The following is a 17,779-nucleotide window of genomic DNA, read 5'->3' as shown; positions in this document are numbered from 1 at the left end:
CCATCTATTCTATCACGATTTAGTCATTTTACCACTCCAAGCTGATCATAAGGCAGGGGGAAGGTGCAGGAGCTCAGGAACCGTCAAAAGCTTGTAGTCTCTTGCGCGCAGCTCATCAATAATGCGAGGCAGCGCCTGAACTGTTCCGTTCAGCACCTCCCCTCTTCCGCCTCCCGCATGTTGGAGCACGATCACTCCCGGCCCCATGTTCTTCATGACATTGGAGTAGACCTGATCGGCTCGCAGGTTTCGCCAATCCAGTGAATCGGCGCTCCAATTGATCGCGTAATAACCCTGCCGCCCCAGCCACCGCAGCTGCCGCTCTCGAATCTCACCATAAGGCGGTCGAACAAGATTTGGCGAATAGCCGGCAAGCTCGGACAGAATGGCATTCGTACGGAGTACCTGTCCTTGAAAACGGTCATCCGTTAGTCGCGAGAAGTCGGGATGATCATAGGAATGGCCTCCGATTGCATGCCCTTCTCGAACCATGCGGCGAACCAGTTCCGGATAGCGCTCTGCACGGTACCCGACGATAAAGAAGGTCGCCTTCACCTTTCGCGCCTTCAGCACATCCAGAATAAGCGGTGTAAAACGCGGGTCTGGAGCGTCATCAAACGTTAGCGCCACAGCTCGATGCTTGGGATCGCCTCGCAAATAAAAAAGAGTCGGGTATTTGGCACGAAGCTCCGAGAGTGTAAGCTCATGGGAACGAGTTCGATGCACAGGGCGATCCTTTGCACCTGGTTCTAACGCGTGCCCTTGAACCGGAAGCGACGCCACCCATACCACTGTTGCCATTATCACCTTCAACCAGAACATGAGTAGCCCTCCCGCCACCATTTCGATTATCGATCTTTGTCTCTGGTTAGCCTTCCCTGCCCAAGGGTTGGCAATGCGACCCTGCCAGCAAATCGGGTTCGTGAAGATTTTATGAAATCGCTTACTTTATCCGTTTTCTCCCTTTTCTTTTTACCTGTTAGTGATATAATAAATTTGTAGACCTGATAAACGGAGGTTATCCATTATGAGTATCCAACGGGTTATGGAAGACAAACACATGCTGCTCGGCGCGAAAATGTTCCACCTCGTCTCCTCCAAGGTTCTCATGCTGCTCGATGCCAATCAAATGGACGCCCGTGCCTACGCTTCTCTCCTTCGAGAAGAAGGCATCACCGATTTGAACGTATTGCGGCCCGGCTTCCTGAAGGAATGCGCTCGCCATCGCTTTAGCCATCATGAGGCGGAATACCTGTTCAGCAGCACGAAGCGTCTCGTGGAGAGCAAGCTGATGACCGATTCGGTATCCACCCGCTTTTAAATCCATAGAATGAAGTACAAAGCCCGGAACGCATCCTGCGTTCCGGGCTTTTCTAGCTGCGCCAAGGCGATTATCAGCTGACTTCGGCATGAAGCTTATTCTTGATCTTGCGAACGAAGGCCGCCGAACGAGCATCAGTCAAGGACAGCAGACATGTGGGCCTTGGTTACCGACCAATGCGAAGCGTTCCAATAGGGCTGTCCCTTCTTCAAGCATACCACTTGCGGGGATTCATGCTTGATGCCCGTATCTTCCGCAATCTGGTTCGATACCGGCCGAGACTCAATAACTTTGACCAGATAGTATTCGGCATCCTGGCTGGGTTGGTCGGCCAAATAGCCTTCGAATTCGCGGAGCGCATTGGCACTGACGGGACAGGTCGTGCTGTGCTTAAGCACCACTACCGTTTTGTCCTTCTCGTTCCTCAAGGTCTCCCACTGTTCTTTCGTTGTAAGCTCGGTCCACTTCATACCAATTCCTCCTCTAGTTTGTGGAATGTGCGTTGTTCTTACGTTTTATCTGGATAAAAAAAATGAGTTACCTCAAAGCCGTCCTTCCCGACCTCAAGAATGCCATACGAATACTGAGGTTGTCTCCGCTTGTCCATGCAGGAGCCGGGGTTAAAGAGCAGGACGCCGTCCAGTTCCCCTTTCCAAGGGATATGCGAATGGCCGAATACGATGAAATCCACATCCTCTGGGGAAAAGGCACGTCTGGCCGTCTCCTCCGTCGAGCGGTAGCCGCCGTCACCGTGGGTGAGTCCAATCCGGAGTCCCCCTGCGTTCACTACCTTTCGTTTGCCGAAGCGTTCATAAATCTCCCACCCGTCGTTATTCCCGGCAACGGCTTCGAGCGGTGCGATCTCTTCGAACAGATAAATCACGTACGGATCCGTGAAATCTCCCGCATGCAGGATCAGATCGACACCTTTCAGCCCTTCAACCAGAGCCTGCGGCAGCTCCTTCCCTCTGTGGGGCATGTGCGTATCGGAGACGATTCCGATGCGTGTTCCGATGGCCAAGAGCCCTCATCCTTTCCCGGCTGTCGCCTCGATGGTCTCCATTCCATTATAGGGACTCGGCTGGCCGGAAACAAACGCGGCAAGGCGCACCGGTCCGCTTGGAAGAAGCGGACCGGTGCGCCTTGCAGGTGGGGCTAATTAGCAGATTACGCGCAGGATGATGACAAGCAGGATAAACATAACGAGGACATATTCCGAATAATTACGGACGGGCGATACTGCACCACACTGGCCATAAGGCGCAGCGGCAACCGGCATGATCGGCATATTGCTTGCATACGGCGACACCATCGGGGCATTCTCGTACGGAGATACGAACGGCATGTTCGCGTAACTCATGGGTCAACCTCTCCTCTTCTCAAGTGGACTGTGCGAATACACCTTATCCTATGTCAGGAGCGGAAGAGCGACTGTGCTACCACCCATGCGAGAGGCCCATCTTTTAAGCGGATGCCTTGGCCCGGTCTCGGGTATGATCCTCGCGCGTGCTATAGGTGCTTGATCGTGTGCTCGAACCAGTCCCACCCGGAGCCGACATCCTCCGGTTTGTGTGCGTCTGAGCCGAAGACGAAGGGAATGCTTTCGCGGGTGCATTCACGAAGCAGCCATTCGGGGACATAGGCCTCCTGGCAGGTAGCCACACGGAGTCCCGCTGTATTCACATCCAGGCCAAGCTTCGACTTCTTGAGAAGCGGCAGCAGGCGGGCGAGCCTTTCGTTTACCTGCTCCCCGTCGATTGGCGGCAGAGCCTTTTGAAACTTTCGAATCAGGTTGATATGCCCGAGCCTTTTGGTAGGATAGGGAAGAGATGCTGCCCATTCCAAAGCCAGCTCCACATGGTCATAATAAGCATCTACAACAGCTGCCATCGAGCCGTAATAGGCAATCAGGTTCTCCTGAAAGTCCTGCGGCGTGTAATCGATGCAGCGCATGCCGCCCTTGCCCGGCAAATAATGAACCGAGACAAGCAGATCTTCGAGGCGTCCCTCGGTTTTCTCCAGCAGTTGCAGCGAATAATCGGTTCGGCCATCCAGGTAGTCAAGCTCCAGTCCGACCAGAACCTCGATCCGATCGGCATATCGCTTCTTGATATCGAACGCAGCCGCTAAATAATCGGGAAGCTCGCGTTCTTCCATCGCCAACTCCCGCATAAGCGGTTCATCCGGAATCCACCCCTTGGGAAGAGGCGGATGCTCAGACAGCGTATATCGATCAAAGCCAAGCTTGATGGCTGCTTCTACGTATTCCTCCATCGGTGCGTTACTGCCATGGTAACAAAAGGATGTATGGGTATGTCCGTTCCATTTCATCGGTGCAGGGTTCATTATCTTCCGTCCAGCAGATTGCCAAGTCCGCCCAGGACACTGCCCTCCTCTTTTCTCCCGCCTATTCGAGAGGCCGAGAGGATCCGGTCTGCCATGCGGCTGAAGGGAAGCGACTGAACCCATACGGTTCCGGGTCCCCGCAGCGTAGCGAAGAAGAGCCCCTCGCCTCCGAATAAGGCGCTTTTGACTCCTTTGACAAATTCGATGTCATATTGAATGTTTTGGGTCATGGCAACGAGACAGCCTGTGTCGAGCCTCAGCAGTTCCCCGTGGGACAGATGCTTCTCGATCACATGCCCGCCTGAATGAACGAAGGTGAGCCCGTCACCTTCCATCTTTTGCATGATAAAGCCTTCCCCGCCGAAGAAGCCGGTGCCCAGCTTACGTTGGAACTCAATGCCGACGCTGACGCCTTTGGCGGCGCAGAGGAATGCATCCTTCTGACAGATGACCTTTCCTCCCAACTGATCGAGGTCGAGCGGAATGATTTTGCCTGGATACGGAGCTGCGAACGTTACGCTTTTGCGGGAATGGGATCGGTTGGTGAAGATCGTCATGAACAAGCTCTCGCCCGTTAACAGACGCTTGCCGGCCCCCATCAGCTTGCCCATCAGCCCGGACGGCCCCGCCTGGGAACCATCTCCGAAGATCGTCTCCATCTGAATGCCGTCATCCATCATCATAAAGCTTCCTGCTTCCGCCACGACACTTTCGGCGGGATCGAGGACGATCTCCACACACTGCATCTCTTCACCGATGATCTGATAATCGATTTCATGGGCGTTCATTCCGCTCACATCTCCTCTGCTCTTCAGCCAAAATAGTCCTTCTCCAAAAGCTTCAGCTCTTCCAGCGAACGAGTCGCATAGTTCAACTGCTTGGTCAGCTCTCCCACTTCTCGAATCAGAGCGGACCGCAGAGAATCGTGATAATCCGGTACTTCACCGGTATACAGGAGCAGGGTCGGCAATGGCATGAGGGCAATCTCCTGATGGGCAAGTGCTTTGCGTTGATGAAAAAAGCTTACATCGGCACGCCGGGGATGATGCAAATCCCCCTGGGCGGGATGCTTCAGAACGGCGAGCACACGGACTGCCGCCTTGCGCTCGCTGAGCTCCATCACTTCTCCAATGTACTCTCCGCTTTTGTACGATGCCTTAACAAGGTCTCCAACGGTGATCACAGGCATAGCCGGTTCCATCCTCCTTTTCGGCGAAACGGTGGCACGGCTACTCTCCAGCCCTATTGCTTCTCTCTACTTCCCGTATTTGGCTCTATACGCCATCTGGCCTTCCAATACTTCTCCAAGCGGAAGCCCGCCTCGTTCCAGCTCTTCTTCGCTCCGCTCTAGCAGGTGGCCGTAAAAGCGTTCTCCCGCCTCCGTCCGGTTCTCCGCGTAGGCAAAAGGCCCCCCGGCTTCCGCCAGCTCATACAAGCAATCCTCCGCCTTGGCGTATTCACCGGACCGGATGTAATGGTCGAGCAGCCCATCCTGAAGCTCGATCGGAAGCTCATACGAGCGGATCGCTTCATGCAGCTCGCGAACCACTTCCTGCGCCAGCTCGGTCGGCGGGTTCTCCTGACGAGAGGCTTCCAGAGCAAGCGAGAGCCCCTTTACGTAGCGGCGATAGCATTCTTCCGGTTCTTCAAGACTCTCGTAGAGAGAGCCTTCTTCCTTTAGAACTCGAGCGAGGATAAGCACCTTCTCCGCCTCCAGAAAGCCTCCGGTCGAGAACATCGCCAGGATGTCCTTTTCCGATAAGGCGTTCAGAAGCTTCCCGTTTAATCGGAAAAAGCGTCCGAGGAGCTCATCGACAGCGGTAAATGCCTGCTCCTGCTTATGCTGCTTTTTGAGTCCGCTGATGGTAGCCATCAATTCGGTCATTTCCTGGATCATGCGCATCATATAATCGCGACGAAACACGTGGCTCCTCCTTCAACAATAACTCAGTGGTATGATGTACCCTTTACGCAGCAGACGGGGGCACGGTTTCATGAATCCGTTCGGTCATCCGAGCGGGACAACTGCTCCAGCGTCTTTGCGAGATGCTCCAGCAAGCGGGGAATGTCCTCGATGACTTGTTCGTCAAAGCTTCGCTGGAAGTCTACCGTCAACCGGCTCGTACGGGCGGCTTCTTCCTGCCCCCATTCGTAGGTGATCTGCTGCCGAACAAGGGGGGCGGGTCCCCAGAGAGACCGGACGAGGTGGTTCGCGCGTTCGGCATCCTTCGGTTCCCGAAGGGAAATCCCGTGAAAGGTCAGCACGAGCGAGCAGCCCGGCTTGCGATCCTTGCGCTCGAGCAGTTCAGCGGCGAGATCCTCGGTTCCGGCGGACAAGGAAATCTCAGCCGTCGGCCCCTCCTCTTGCCCATGTAGCTCAAAGTGAAGGCAATAGCTTCGCGACATGGCTGCGAGGTCGACCACATCATTCCTTCCACTGATCCGCACGAGGCCTTCTGCATCAAGATCGTAGGCGGCTCCCTCCAGGACAACCTTGATGTTCTCAAAGATGGTCGGGTCGAACATCGATAATCGGCACCCTTCCTAAAATCATTATAGCGAATCGTTCATCTTGCTTGTACAAGGCGCTTGCCTTACAATAACACTATATCACAGATAAAGCAGGTGGTCGTATGACTAACACCCCCCAAGAACCACAAACAAACGAAGAGAACCAACCACAGACCGAGCAGAAGAAGGTAAGCCTCGCTGAAGCCATTCGCAAGCAGCTGGAGCAAAAGAAACAAAGCCAGCAGGCGAATAAGGGAGCGAACAGCCAACGTGCGGGCAACATGTCGGCCAAGAGCCAAATGACCAAGAAGGTTAACAACCAACGCCGTCGTACGGGCGGAAGCTAAGGAATGCGATAATCGCATAGATGAAGCCGAAGAACCGCCGACTCCTGATGGAGCGGCGGTTCTTTTGCGACTTGCGGCCTTAGCCACGATCCTCTTCTACGGCCTTCATAATCGCGAAGGCCCCCGAGGATTGATTGGAGCAGACGATGACCTTTCGTCCATCCATTGGATAGTAGGCAGAGTGGAAACTCACTCCCGGATCATACCCCATCACATGGTATTTCCGAATCGCTCCGTCCCCGTCCCTCTTGATCCATATCCCATACCCATAGTAGTCTTCACCACCCTCATGAGCGTGCGGGGCGAGAAGCTGTGTCGTGGTCGCCTCGCTCAGCAGGCGATGCTGCATCAAAGCGTCCCACAGATTGTCCATATCAGGAGCCGTCACGAACGCGCCGCCATCGGAGCCGCCCTTCGCCGGGACGGAGAACACGTTCGTCTTCCAGGTCCCGTCCTTCCGGTCTATATACCCGATTGCCGTGTTCGCAGGAAGAGCGTCCAGCTCGAAATATCCACTGTCCTCCATCCCGGCACGGTCAAAAATAGAGGTCTGCACGTATTCATCGAACCGGCGTCCGCTGACCTGCTCGACAATCAAACCGAGTAAAATGTAACCTGCGTTGTTGTAGTGGAACCGTTCTCCCGGCTTGAACTTCATGGACAGGCTTTGAAACAACGGCAGGAACGCTTCCAGGCTTCGAATGTGATACATGGGACGCTCAATCCACAGCTCTTCAAAATCGTCCATGACATCCTCGTCGAAATAATCCGGCACCCCCGACGTATGGGTGAGCAGATGATGCACGGTGATCTCCTCATCAAATGAAGGAAGCTCCACCGTCAAGCATTCCGTAAGCTTGGTGTCGTAGGTGAGCTTCCCCTGCTCGACAAGCTGGCTGATCGCGATGGCGGTAAACAGCTTGCATCCCGAGGCAATGCCGTAGCGGGTATGCTGGTTTGGCTTCAATCGATCCGAGCGATTGGCGTAGCCGTAACTTGTCTCTGCAAGCAGCTCGCTCTTCCTCTTCACGAGAACCGTTCCAGAAAAAGAAGAAGCCTCGGCAGCTTGGGCGATCGTCGTCATCAAGTTCATTTTTTCTCTTCCTTCGTATGGGCTGACATTCCAAGGAAAGGCGAATGCACCATCCTCCCCTTGATTCTATCGAATTCCGACCAATACGTCTTTTGATACTATCGCTAAATTCAATTTTTCCAGGAGGATTGCGATATGATATGATTTGTCTGTTCCGATTCTTGCAGCTGCATTTTCTTCTAAGGTGATGATTCAATGAATTATTTCTACACGAGCACGTCGAAGCCGTTGCACTATTCTACATGCGGGAATCTATTGAGCAAGGATGGCTTTCTTCATCACAGGCGAACCTTTGACTGCCATGTGCTGATTCTCGTCCTGGAAGGCACCCTGCATATCACCCAGTCCAATGTTCCCCGATCCATAACTCCCGGTCAATCCATCTTTCTGAAAGCCGGAGAGGAGCATTACGGACATAAGCCTTCCCAGGAGAAGCTAGCCTATTTATGGGTGCATTTCACATCGGATACACCATGGGAAACCATGACGACAGACCATCCCCCCGCACTCCCTGAAGCATACGCCTATTTCATTCCAGAACACGGGGCTCCAGCCGCCTTCCAGCGGATAAGCCTGTTGTTCCGCCAGCTTGTTGACTATTCACGTCAGGAAATCCACTACACCGATGCAATTCTTGACTACGCACTAAGCCTGTTGGCCATGGAAATGACTCAGGAGTTCCTGGATCGGCTCCAGGCTCGCAAAATCAACCTTTCCCCCTTGGTCTCTACCGTCATGGAATGGATCCGGTCCAATTGCCACAAGTCGCTTTCCCTGCACGAGATTGCCGAAGAATTTCACTATAATGCCGAATACCTTTCCTCGCTGTTCAAAAAGGAATCGGGCATGACGATGATTTATTACCTGAATAAATCCAGGGTGGACATATCAAAAAACCTCCTGTCCAGCAACAATATCAGCATTAAAGAAGCTGCCTATTCCTGCGGTTTCCGTGACGAAAAATACTTTATGAAGCTGTTCAAAAAATACGAGGGAATGACCCCCGTACAATATAAGAATGCCTTTCACCATTAGCTGCCTTAGCCTGCCGCTACAAAAGTCAAAAACAGCCAGCCGCCGATCGTTCTCGGCAACTGGCTGTTTCTTTTAGTCAAGCAATGAGGGGGCTTATTTGCGGGTGAAATAAACGGTATAGGTTTCGTCCGTAACTTCATATAAAGGCTTAAACGCAATGTTTTTCGGCTGATTTCGAGTTCGGTAGCTGTTCTGCTTCCAGGGGAATGTTCCATAGGTATGCTCCGTCTGCGGCATCATAAACTCCCTGGGATTGTTGAAATCCCCTGCAAGTCCGCAGTCGCTCTCGGTTAGTCCAGCCAGGACAATCGGTCCGTCGAGAATGGCGGCAAGCTCCGGCATATCCGGCAAGGATTCCATCGTCAAGGTGCTTGGGAAGAAGATCTTGATGATCTCGTTCTTCCATTCCTGGGTGATGGACAAGTATCCATCGCGAATTTCAGGAGCAGCAACCTCCTGCCCATTGATCTGGACTGTCGGGGTCCCCTTCACCCATGACGGCACCCGGAAGAGCAAGGTGAAGGTTTCGGGAACGGAAGAGGTGATCGAGAATTTCAAGGACCATCTCGACATTTGGCTGTCGTCCCGCTCGTCAAAGAACGCTTGGTCGTTGTAATACTTCATATCCGTGGACTGTTCCACGCAGATATCGGCTTCGCCCCTGCGGTAATTCAGTCTTGACGGAATGTATTGGCTGATAATCAGCTTGTCGGCTTCGGCATCCTCAAAGTAAATCAAGTCGGGATAGATCGATTGGGCTTGAACCATGGTCCCGTGACAGCACCAGAAATCCTTTGTTTTGCTTCCCCACTTTTTCCGGCTTCCCGCCGTGAGCGGAAGAAAATAGGTGGGCATTCCCGTATGCGCATTTTGCTGGGCAAGGAACCCGTTGTACAGGTTTCGTTCGATATAATCCGCATACGCGGTATTGCCCGTCCAAGTATAGAGATAAGAAGCGGTTCGAACCATGTTGTACACCGTGCAGAATTCCTGATTGGTTTCGCTGAGAAATTGCCCCAACAGGAACGGAGGCGCCCAGAATTCCCCTGCGTTTTGACCGCCCGTGCAATACGATCCTCGGTCGGTAACCGCATTTTTCCAAAACTGCTCGGTAATCGTACGCCACTTCTCCTCGCCGGTTACCTCATAAAGCTTTGCCGCACCGTGAGAAAGCGGGATGCTTGCGTTGGAATGACAGTTGGTCAGCGCGTCTTTCCCTTCCAACAGTTTTCGGAATAACCCGGGATTTTCGTACCGCTTCGCCAGAGCCATGTATTTCTCGTTATGAGTAATTTCGTACAGGCGTGTCCAGATCTCCAGCATGCCGCCCTCTTCGCCGCTGTACACGGCATGAGGGTTTACCTTCTCCATCGCTTCGGTCCAGCGAATGTACCAGTCGCTCAACCGGTCCAAAATCGCCAACGCCTGCTCATTGCCTGCATCGGTGTATGCATGAGTGAGGCCCATGATCGTTTTGTGCATGACATACTGCGGCGACCATATATGGCGGTTGTCCGCCAGCTTTTGGAAATATTTATCCGGGATCGAGCCAATCCATTCTCCCCCGTTCAGTTCCTGGCATCTGGCCAGCTCGGAGACGATTTTATCCAGCTTGGCCTTCAATTCCATGTCATGCTCCGTTGCAACGTAAGATGCCGCCGCGGAGAGCCAATGTCCGAGAAAATGCCCCCTGAGCTGGCAGGTAGGAGCCTCCCAGCCCCAGTGCAGGTTCGCCGTTGCGGGATCGTCCACTACCTGAAGTCCGGGCATAATGATTCCCGCCTCCAAGTAGAAATTCTGCAGAAGGCATTGGGTGTCCAGCTCCATCAAGTATTCTCGGTTGACGTTCATTCTCTCCCGAAAAACACCCGGAAGCAGCGTGACCTTTGTTTTATCCATTGCTTTTAACAAGTAACCATCCTCCACTTTGACTGGATTTATCTTAAGAGTCTTCATCATAATCAAATCCATTCCCTGTGTCGGTAGACAAAAGCGCAGAAACGGTGGAGGAAACTTGTCTCGTTGATTCTAGAGAATAAATATCAGCGTAATAACCAGATAAGCGAGTTTTACACGGCGTCGCAGGGCCAGATAGACAAGCCCGTAAAGAATAGACAGAACGAATGTGAACAATCCGGTTGCCGCATCCTGAGTGAGAATGTGGATCAATCCCCAGGTGAAGGCCAACAGCAACCCGCCAAAGGGGATATTCTTGCGTGTCTTGAACCACACTTCAAAGGTCTTCTGGCCGAATGCGACAATTAAGGTGATCAGCATTCCCTCAAAAAGGTAATAGATAGATTGCCCTGCGAATTTGACCGCCCCAAGGGAAACGAACTCCTGGTAAGGCTTAAACCCTTCCCATACCCAAGAGGTATAAGCAATGCCCAGGATTGCAAGGATTGCGGCCATCCATACGTTCTTAGCTTCCACCGATTCTCCCTCAGACGGAAGCCGCTTCACCAACCAAAACGTCATCCTGCCCCAAAGCAAGCAGGTTAGTCCCCAGTGAAGAAGATGCTGAGAAACCGCCCATTTCTCTGAGGAGCCGTAAACCTGATTTTCAATCATCATGAGCAGGATTTCCAAGCCAAGCCCGCCGAAAGCATAAAGAGCATAAGAGAAGTAATCAAAACCGGTCAATTCTTTCTTTGCGTTCATCTGCGTGTCCCCTTTTTCAGGTCAATTGAAATCTTACTCATTATGTATTCGTTTTCAACTCTCTTCTATCTGCTTCCATTCCCTTCTCTTTTTCCTCTTTTTGTTCCTCCCTTCCAATTGCTTACTCTATAAAAGTATCATTGCTTTGCTTTTCGGGATAGCCCTCAAGGTTATCTTTTTCACAACCTCTTGCATAGAGGCGTTTCGTGTTCTTATGGCACGAAAAAAGACATCCCTTGTTAAGGGATGTCTTATGTTAGTTGACCCTTACGCGTAGAACTCGGCGCGAAGCTTGAGAACATCGGGGTTCTCCAGGTATTCGTCGAACGTCGAGAGACGATCGATGAGCCCCTTCGGCGTAATTTCGATTACGCGGTTGCCGACCGTTTGCAGAAGCTGATGGTCATGCGAGACGATCATCAAGGTTCCGTCGAAATCGGCAAGCCCGTTGTTAAGCGAGGTGATCGATTCCAGATCCAAGTGATTCGTCGGTTCGTCGAACAAAAGAACGTTCGAAGAGGTAAGCATCATGCGGGCGAACATGCAGCGGACCTTCTCTCCTCCGGAGAGAACGCTGGCCTTCTTCGTCGCCTCTTCGCCGGAGAACAGCATCCGGCCCAGGTAGCCGCGGATGAATTGCTCATCTTGATCCTTCGAGAATTGGCGCAGCCAATCGACGAGGCTGAGGGAAACTCCTTCGAAATACTTCGAGTTTTCCTTCGGGAAGTACGCTTGCGTAGTGGTTACCCCCCACGTAAAGCTTCCGCTGTCCGCCTCCAGCTCTCCCGTCAGGATTTGGAACAACGTCGTCTTGGCAAGACCGTCCGGTCCAGCCAGAACCACTTTGTCGCCTTTGTTCAGCGTGAAGCTGATGTTGTCCAGCACTTGAACGCCGTCGATCGTCTTGGACAGGTTTTCCACTGTCAAAATCTGCTTGCCTGCTTCACGCTCCGGCTTGAAGTTGATGAACGGGTACTTCCGATTGGACGGACGGATATCATCCAGGGTAAGCTTCTCCAATTGCTTCTTCCGGGAGGTCGCTTGCTTCGATTTCGAGGCGTTCGCGCTGAACCGGCGAATGAACTCCTCCAGCTCCTTGCGCTTCTCTTCGATCTTCTTGTTCTTGTCGGAGATGAGACGAGTCGCCAACTGGCTCGATTCATACCAGAAGTCGTAGTTGCCCACGTACAGCTGAATCTTGCCAAAGTCGATGTCCGCAATGTGCGTACAAACCTGGTTCAGGAAGTGGCGATCATGGGAAACCACGATGACAGTGCCTTCAAACTTCGCAAGGAAGCTTTCAAGCCAATTGATCGATTCCAGGTCCAAGTGGTTCGTGGGTTCGTCAAGGAGCAGAATGTTCGGATTGCCGAAGAGCGCCTGAGCGAGCAAGACACGAACCTTCTCGTTGCCGTCCAGATCCTTCATCAGCTTGTCATGCAGGGGCTTCGGAATGCCGAGGCCGATCAAAAGCTCCGCTGCGTCCGATTCCGCTTCCCAACCGTTCAGGTCGGCGAACTCGCCTTCCAATTCAGCTGCACGCATCCCGTCTTCATCGGAGAAGTCCGACTTTGCATAGATAGCGTCCTTTTCCTCCATGATGGCGTACAGCTTCGAGTGCCCCATGATGACCGTCTTGAGCACTTCATAATCGTCGTATTCAAAATGGTTCTGCTTCAACACGGCCATCCGTTCCCCTGGGGTGATGCTCACTTCGCCGCGCGACGCTTCGATTTCTCCCGAAAGAATCTTCAGGAAGGTCGATTTGCCCGCTCCGTTGGCCCCGATCAAGCCGTAGCAGTTACCCGGGGTAAACTTGATATTGACGTCTTCAAAAAGTGGACGGCTCCCGTAACGGAGCGTGATTCCATTGGTGCTGATCATGTACATACCGCCTTTGCATTGTGGTAAAGGGAATGAGGATCTGCGTCTCTTAGGATCGGGACAGCTCCTCGACCAGCTCCGACAGCTCGGTCCAGCGCTCCATGGCGCGGTCCAACTCCTCCGTCACCTTTCGGTCTTCCTCAAAGAGATCCCGAACCTTGTCGTAGTCGCTTCCGAACTGCTCGATCTGCTGCTTCAGCTCCGCGCTTTTTTCCTCCAAAGCTGCGATCCGGCCTTCGATTTCGTCCCATTCCTTCTGTTCTTTATAGGAAAGCTTGCGCGGTTTGTCGCTGCGTGCCTTCCCCGGCTCGGCTTCCGATCCGGCCGATGCCTTCGTCGTTCCTACGCTTCCCCCTGTCGGGGCTGCGGTGACTTCCTCGCGGGCAACCGTCTCCAAATACTCGGTGTAATTGCCCTCATATTTGCGGATTCCCCCGCGTCCGTCAAAGACAAACAGCCGATCCGCCGTCCGGTCCAGGAAATACCGATCGTGAGATACGGTGATGACCGACCCGGGAAATTGATCCAAATAGTCCTCCAGCACCGATAAGGTCTGGATGTCGAGGTCGTTGGTCGGTTCGTCCAACAAGAGCACATTCGGCTCGCCCATCAGCGTCCGAAGCAAATAGAGCCGCCGCTTCTCTCCGCCGGACAGACGGGAGATCGGCGTCCATTGCTGGGCGCCGGTGAACAGGAAGCGCTCAAGCATCTGCGAAGCGGTGATGGTTTCCCCATCGATCGTGTGAATAACCTCCGCCACTTCCTTTATATATTCAATGACGCGGAGGCTTCCGTCAAGTTCTTCATTTTCTTGGGTATAAAAGGCGAGCTTCACGGTGGCTCCCGTGTCCACTTGCCCTTCATCCGGCTGAAGTCGGCCAGCCAACAGGTTCAGGAGCGTCGTCTTGCCGCTTCCGTTCGGCCCGATGATCCCGATGCGCTCCCCGGGAAGCACGATATGCGTGAAATCCTTCACCAAGGCGCGGTCGTCCATCCGCTTTGTAATCGAGTCAAGCTCAATAACCTTCTTCCCGAGTCGGCTTCCGCCTACCGCAAAGTCGACTGCCTCGTCCGGCCGTTCCACCTTGCGGTCGCGCAGCTCCTCAGCCCGGTCAATGCGCGCTTTTTGCTTGGTTGTGCGGGCCTTCGCTCCCCGCTTCAGCCATTCCAGTTCCCGGCGCAGCAGATTTTGTCGCTTCGCTTCCGAGGAAGCTTCCTGCTCTTCCCGGTCTGCCTTCTTTTCCAGAAAGACCGAGTAATTGCCTTCGTAGGTGTACAAGCGTCCGCGGTGCAGCTCAAAGATTCGATTCGTGACCCGATCCAGAAAATAGCGATCGTGGGTGACGAGCAGGAGAGCACCGCGATAACGGGACAACTCTTCTTCCAGCCAGGTAACCGTCAAGTTGTCGATATGGTTGGTCGGTTCGTCAAGCAGCAGCAGGTCGGCAGGCTGGATCAACGCGCTCGCGAGCGCAACCCGTTTCCGCTGTCCTCCAGAGAGGGCGGCGACTTCCTTGTCAAACTCGCGAATGCCGAGCTTGCCAAGGATGATCTTGGCCTGAGCTTCAGCGTCCCAGGCGTTCTCTGCATCCATCCGCTGCTGAAGGGCGAATAGCTTCTCCTGCTTCCTCTCGTTCATCGGGTCCGCTTCGAGCGCGGTCAACGCCTGTTCATACTCGCGAAGGGTCCGCATGAGCGGGTTGTCCCCACGGAAGATGTGTTCCAACACGGTCACGCCCGGACCAAACTCTGGAGACTGCGCCAAATACTCCATCCGGTAATCCTTCGCATGAAGCGCTTTGCCGCTGTCTGCCGGTTCGATGCCGGCGACGGCTCGAAGAAGAGAGGATTTCCCGGTTCCGTTGACGCCGATCAGGCCAATCCTTTGCTTTTCCATGATGGAGAAGGAGATGTTATCAAACAGCACCTTTTCTCCATAGCTTTTCGTTAGTTGTTCCAGGATCAGTTGGCTCATCGATTACTCCGTCACATATGCCGTCAAGAGGGAAATGGTGTTCCAGAGCGCTTCCTCGTGCGTCCGCTCCATCCCGTGGGAAGCATGAACGCCCGGGCCGATTAATGCAGCTCGCAGGTTGCTACCGCCTCGCAGCGCAGCGGAGGCATCCGAGCCATAGCTGGGGTAGATGTCCACTGCATACGATATGCCGTGCTTCTCGGAGAGCTCGATGAGCCGGGAGGTCATCTCGTAGTCATACGGACCGGAGGAATCCTTCGCGCAGATGGACACGTCTTTCTCGGTGCAGGTGAGGTCGTCACCCATGGCACCCATGTCGACGGCGAGCAGTTCGCGAATATCCTCCGGCAAGTAAGACGCGCCGTGTCCTACTTCTTCGTAAGTCGTGATGCAGACCTTTAGCGTCTTCTTCGGCTTGATGCCTTCCCGTTTGAGCAGCTCCAGCACGCCGAAGAGAGCGGCAACCCCTGCTTTGTCGTCCAGGTGGCGGGATTTCAGGAAACCGTTCACCCATTGACTGCGCGGATCGAAGGAGATAAAGTCCCCCACGCGAATCCCCAGCTTCTTCACATCATCACGGCTTGCAACGTCTGCATCAAGCCGTACTTCCATATTCGCCTCTTCCCGCTTCTGATCACGGGCGTCTGCATAGACGTGAACCGATGGATGGGTTGTGAGCACCGTTCCGCTGACCGTCTGGCCGTCGCGGGTATGAACTTGCACATACTCTCCTTCGATGGAGCTCATCATATAACCGCCGAGAGGCGTCATGCGCAGCGTTCCCCGATCTTTGATCGAACGAACCATGGCGCCCAGCGTATCCACATGCCCGGACAGACCGAGCACCTCTTGGCTTTCCCCTTCTACGGTGATGATGGCCATGCCTTTCGGTGTTTTCTCGAAGGCGTATCCCAGCTTGTTCGCTTCTTCCTCCACCTTAGCGATGGCATGATGGGCATACCCCGTTGGGCTCGGTGTTGCCAGCAGCTCGTTCAGCACCGTCTTCACATACGCTTGGTTGATTCGGTTCTTCATTGAACTTTTCCCCGCTCTCCTGCAGCATGTCCGCTGCGATCTCGATTGAAGACCTACACACAGCAAAACAGTGTAGCGACCCGAAGGAGCTACACTGCGCGATCTGTTTGTCCGTTGTCCGGCAGAGACGCCGACTTTCAGCATCGGCTCCGCTGACAGGCTCTATTGGTTAAGCCGTCGGTAAAGCATTCCCCATCAGCGGTCCCTTGATCAGGTTGATTCCGAATTGGGTAATCTTTGCGACCAGCTGTCCATTCTCGTCTTTAAACCGAATCAACCCTTTATCAGCCAAGTACTCCAGCGCAAAGAACTTTTCTGGATCCCGATCTTCCAGGTTGCCAGGTATAAGCGCCTTCTTCCCTCGTTCGGTCAGATGAAACTCATAAAGTTCATCCAGCATATCCATCCTCAGCTTCTTGCGTTTTTCTGTAGCCATAGCGTATCACTCCTTCATCGACACAGAATAGCCCCCATAATGAATGAGATTTTTCTTACTAAAAAAACTTCAGTTTCTATGATATATGAAGTTGACCATCCCGTCAATTGTGAGTACAATAGTGGGCTTCATTTTTTATCTTCTTTTAAGGTTCGTTGTACCGAATCGGGGCATCTAGGACTCGAAGTCGACCGATACGGACGGTTCTCGAAGCACCTCGCCCATATGCGCGACCACCTTCAGGTGCTCGGGATGCACTTGGTACGCGTCCAATGCAGCCAGATGAGGGAATTTCGTGATGAGAGCCAAATCGTAGGCTCGGCTTTGCTCCACGATGTTGACGCCGACTTCCAGAGAAAGCAAATCCGGAACCTTCCCTCTCAGCCCTTCCAAAACGGATTTGGTTCTCTCCAGCGAACCAGGGCTTGTATCCTTTAAGCGAAAAAACACGAGGTGAGTGATCATCTTCGAAAAGCTCCTTTCCCTTGCCGAACGTGTAGGATGCATCCGGCAGCGTGAGTCTCTTTCCGATAGTATACCACTTCCTCGTGCACAATCAAAGTTTGTGTCCCGAATCACTGCTCCGTCACAATGAGAGCGCCTTGGAATAGGATCAGGGTCTTTTTCGAAATGTTGAAGAACAAGCGCTTTGATGGTTTCATCATCGGTGTAAACAACTCGATTGTTCATTACATCGATCCCCCATGAAGCCTTTTGAAACAAAGCGGGATTTCCCTCGCGAGCTGGGGCAGTGCCTAAGGCTTTTAAGCTGTTCAACGGTTTGCTCCAGTTTCTTTAGGGAATACTTGACCTCCCTGTACATACGGGAGCTTGTTTTTCCCGGTGTTTCGGCTATGACCGTTCGGTAAGGTTCTTTGCCGACAACCAGATAGACAAATCGTTCTCCATCTTGATACATCCCGCTATAGGTTTCTTCTGTTGAATTGGCGAACCCGGCAGTATAATCATTTAGCTCCGGTCTGGTATCCACCTGAATTTGGGAAGGACGGTCTTGAACGAAAAGCAAAGTAAAAATCATGACAACAACCAGTCCTAGTCTTCTCATTCTTTCAATGCCTCCCAATCTTCGCGCTATGAAACGCTCTAATTGGTTAACGATTCCATCTCGCTATTG

At 53.1% G+C, this 17,779-nt stretch carries 21 protein-coding genes; 3 read left to right on the top strand and 18 right to left on the bottom strand.

Annotated elements, in window-relative coordinates:
* Nucleotides 1-45 precede the first annotated feature (45 nt).
* The gene (locus tag AAFN83_RS04070; RefSeq protein WP_347767254.1) at nt 46-822 is read right to left on the bottom strand and encodes a polysaccharide deacetylase family protein; all 777 of its coding nucleotides are present in this window, start codon (nt 820-822) and stop codon (nt 46-48) included.
* 205 nt (nt 823-1,027) lie between these two features.
* Between AAFN83_RS04070 and AAFN83_RS04065 the strand changes: the two genes are divergently transcribed.
* On the top strand, nt 1,028-1,321 hold the full coding sequence (locus AAFN83_RS04065; RefSeq protein ID WP_347767253.1) for a hypothetical protein: 294 nt from the start codon (nt 1,028-1,030) through the stop codon (nt 1,319-1,321).
* Nucleotides 1,322-1,455: 134 nt separating this feature from the next.
* Here the strand turns inward: AAFN83_RS04065 and ytxJ are convergent, their stop codons facing one another.
* From ytxJ to AAFN83_RS04025, 8 genes are all read right to left on the bottom strand, one after another.
* A complete protein-coding gene (gene ytxJ / locus AAFN83_RS04060) occupies nt 1,456-1,791 on the bottom strand; it encodes a bacillithiol system redox-active protein YtxJ (protein WP_347767251.1) in 336 nt (111 codons plus the stop codon).
* Nucleotides 1,792-1,829: 38 nt separating this feature from the next.
* Nucleotides 1,830-2,342, bottom strand: coding sequence for a metallophosphoesterase family protein (locus AAFN83_RS04055; protein ID WP_347767249.1), 513 nt, complete (start codon nt 2,340-2,342; stop codon nt 1,830-1,832).
* A 138-nt stretch (nt 2,343-2,480) separates the two neighbouring features.
* Nucleotides 2,481-2,681, bottom strand: coding sequence for a hypothetical protein (locus AAFN83_RS04050; protein WP_347767247.1), 201 nt, complete (start codon nt 2,679-2,681; stop codon nt 2,481-2,483).
* Between the two features lie 149 nt (nt 2,682-2,830).
* Entirely contained in the window at nt 2,831-3,652 is an 822-nt protein-coding gene (gene hisJ, locus AAFN83_RS04045; RefSeq protein ID WP_347767383.1) for a histidinol-phosphatase HisJ, read from the bottom strand.
* Nucleotides 3,653-3,666: 14 nt separating this feature from the next.
* Nucleotides 3,667-4,455, bottom strand: coding sequence for a TIGR00266 family protein (locus AAFN83_RS04040; RefSeq protein ID WP_347767246.1), 789 nt, complete (start codon nt 4,453-4,455; stop codon nt 3,667-3,669).
* 23 nt (nt 4,456-4,478) lie between these two features.
* A complete protein-coding gene (gene kapB, locus AAFN83_RS04035) occupies nt 4,479-4,856 on the bottom strand; it encodes a kinase-associated lipoprotein KapB (protein WP_347767245.1) in 378 nt (125 codons plus the stop codon).
* Nucleotides 4,857-4,922: 66 nt separating this feature from the next.
* Nucleotides 4,923-5,591 carry a DUF6483 family protein gene (locus AAFN83_RS04030; RefSeq protein ID WP_347767243.1) on the bottom strand — a complete coding sequence of 223 codons (669 nt, stop codon included), beginning with the start codon at nt 5,589-5,591 and terminating at the stop codon, nt 4,923-4,925.
* A 68-nt stretch (nt 5,592-5,659) separates the two neighbouring features.
* Nucleotides 5,660-6,193, bottom strand: a complete 534-nt coding sequence (locus AAFN83_RS04025; RefSeq protein ID WP_347767242.1) for a hypothetical protein — start codon at nt 6,191-6,193, stop codon at nt 5,660-5,662.
* Nucleotides 6,194-6,300: 107 nt separating this feature from the next.
* On the opposite strand from AAFN83_RS04025, the gene AAFN83_RS04020 reads away from it, so the two are divergent.
* Nucleotides 6,301-6,525, top strand: a complete 225-nt coding sequence (locus AAFN83_RS04020) for a hypothetical protein (protein WP_347767240.1) — start codon at nt 6,301-6,303, stop codon at nt 6,523-6,525.
* Nucleotides 6,526-6,604: 79 nt separating this feature from the next.
* Here the strand turns inward: AAFN83_RS04020 and AAFN83_RS04015 are convergent, their stop codons facing one another.
* The gene (locus tag AAFN83_RS04015; RefSeq protein ID WP_347767239.1) at nt 6,605-7,618 is read right to left on the bottom strand and encodes a serine hydrolase domain-containing protein; all 1,014 of its coding nucleotides are present in this window, start codon (nt 7,616-7,618) and stop codon (nt 6,605-6,607) included.
* Between the two features lie 195 nt (nt 7,619-7,813).
* Here AAFN83_RS04015 and AAFN83_RS04010 point away from each other — a divergent pair, with 195 nt between their 5' ends.
* On the top strand, nt 7,814-8,653 hold the full coding sequence (locus tag AAFN83_RS04010; protein WP_347767237.1) for a helix-turn-helix transcriptional regulator: 840 nt from the start codon (nt 7,814-7,816) through the stop codon (nt 8,651-8,653).
* Between the two features lie 93 nt (nt 8,654-8,746).
* Here the strand turns inward: AAFN83_RS04010 and AAFN83_RS04005 are convergent, their stop codons facing one another.
* The 8 genes from AAFN83_RS04005 to AAFN83_RS03970 form a co-directional block, all read right to left on the bottom strand.
* Nucleotides 8,747-10,564 carry a beta-L-arabinofuranosidase domain-containing protein gene (locus AAFN83_RS04005; protein ID WP_347767235.1) on the bottom strand — a complete coding sequence of 606 codons (1,818 nt, stop codon included), beginning with the start codon at nt 10,562-10,564 and terminating at the stop codon, nt 8,747-8,749.
* Nucleotides 10,565-10,681: 117 nt separating this feature from the next.
* On the bottom strand, nt 10,682-11,314 hold the full coding sequence (locus AAFN83_RS04000; protein ID WP_347767233.1) for a hypothetical protein: 633 nt from the start codon (nt 11,312-11,314) through the stop codon (nt 10,682-10,684).
* 267 nt (nt 11,315-11,581) lie between these two features.
* Nucleotides 11,582-13,198: an ABC-F family ATP-binding cassette domain-containing protein gene (locus AAFN83_RS03995; RefSeq protein ID WP_347767231.1), complete on the bottom strand. Its 1,617-nt coding sequence runs from the start codon at nt 13,196-13,198 to the stop codon at nt 11,582-11,584.
* Between the two features lie 49 nt (nt 13,199-13,247).
* A complete protein-coding gene (locus AAFN83_RS03990; RefSeq protein ID WP_347767229.1) occupies nt 13,248-15,173 on the bottom strand; it encodes an ABC-F family ATP-binding cassette domain-containing protein in 1,926 nt (641 codons plus the stop codon).
* A gap of 3 nt (nt 15,174-15,176) precedes the next feature.
* Nucleotides 15,177-16,208: a M42 family metallopeptidase gene (locus AAFN83_RS03985; RefSeq protein ID WP_347767227.1), complete on the bottom strand. Its 1,032-nt coding sequence runs from the start codon at nt 16,206-16,208 to the stop codon at nt 15,177-15,179.
* A gap of 169 nt (nt 16,209-16,377) precedes the next feature.
* Nucleotides 16,378-16,644 (bottom strand): hypothetical protein, encoded by a 267-nt coding sequence (locus AAFN83_RS03980; RefSeq protein WP_347767225.1) that lies wholly within the window; start codon nt 16,642-16,644, stop codon nt 16,378-16,380.
* Nucleotides 16,645-16,818: 174 nt separating this feature from the next.
* A complete protein-coding gene (locus AAFN83_RS03975; RefSeq protein WP_347767224.1) occupies nt 16,819-17,109 on the bottom strand; it encodes a Dabb family protein in 291 nt (96 codons plus the stop codon).
* A gap of 196 nt (nt 17,110-17,305) precedes the next feature.
* Nucleotides 17,306-17,710 (bottom strand): hypothetical protein, encoded by a 405-nt coding sequence (locus tag AAFN83_RS03970; RefSeq protein WP_347767223.1) that lies wholly within the window; start codon nt 17,708-17,710, stop codon nt 17,306-17,308.
* Nucleotides 17,711-17,779 lie beyond the last annotated feature (69 nt).

This window comes from Gorillibacterium sp. CAU 1737 (assembly GCF_039888655.1).
Lineage (GTDB): Bacteria > Bacillota > Bacilli > Paenibacillales > NBRC-103111 > Gorillibacterium.
The sequence above is the reverse complement of the archived record's forward strand: the minus strand, read 5'-3'. Positions and strand labels throughout refer to the sequence as shown.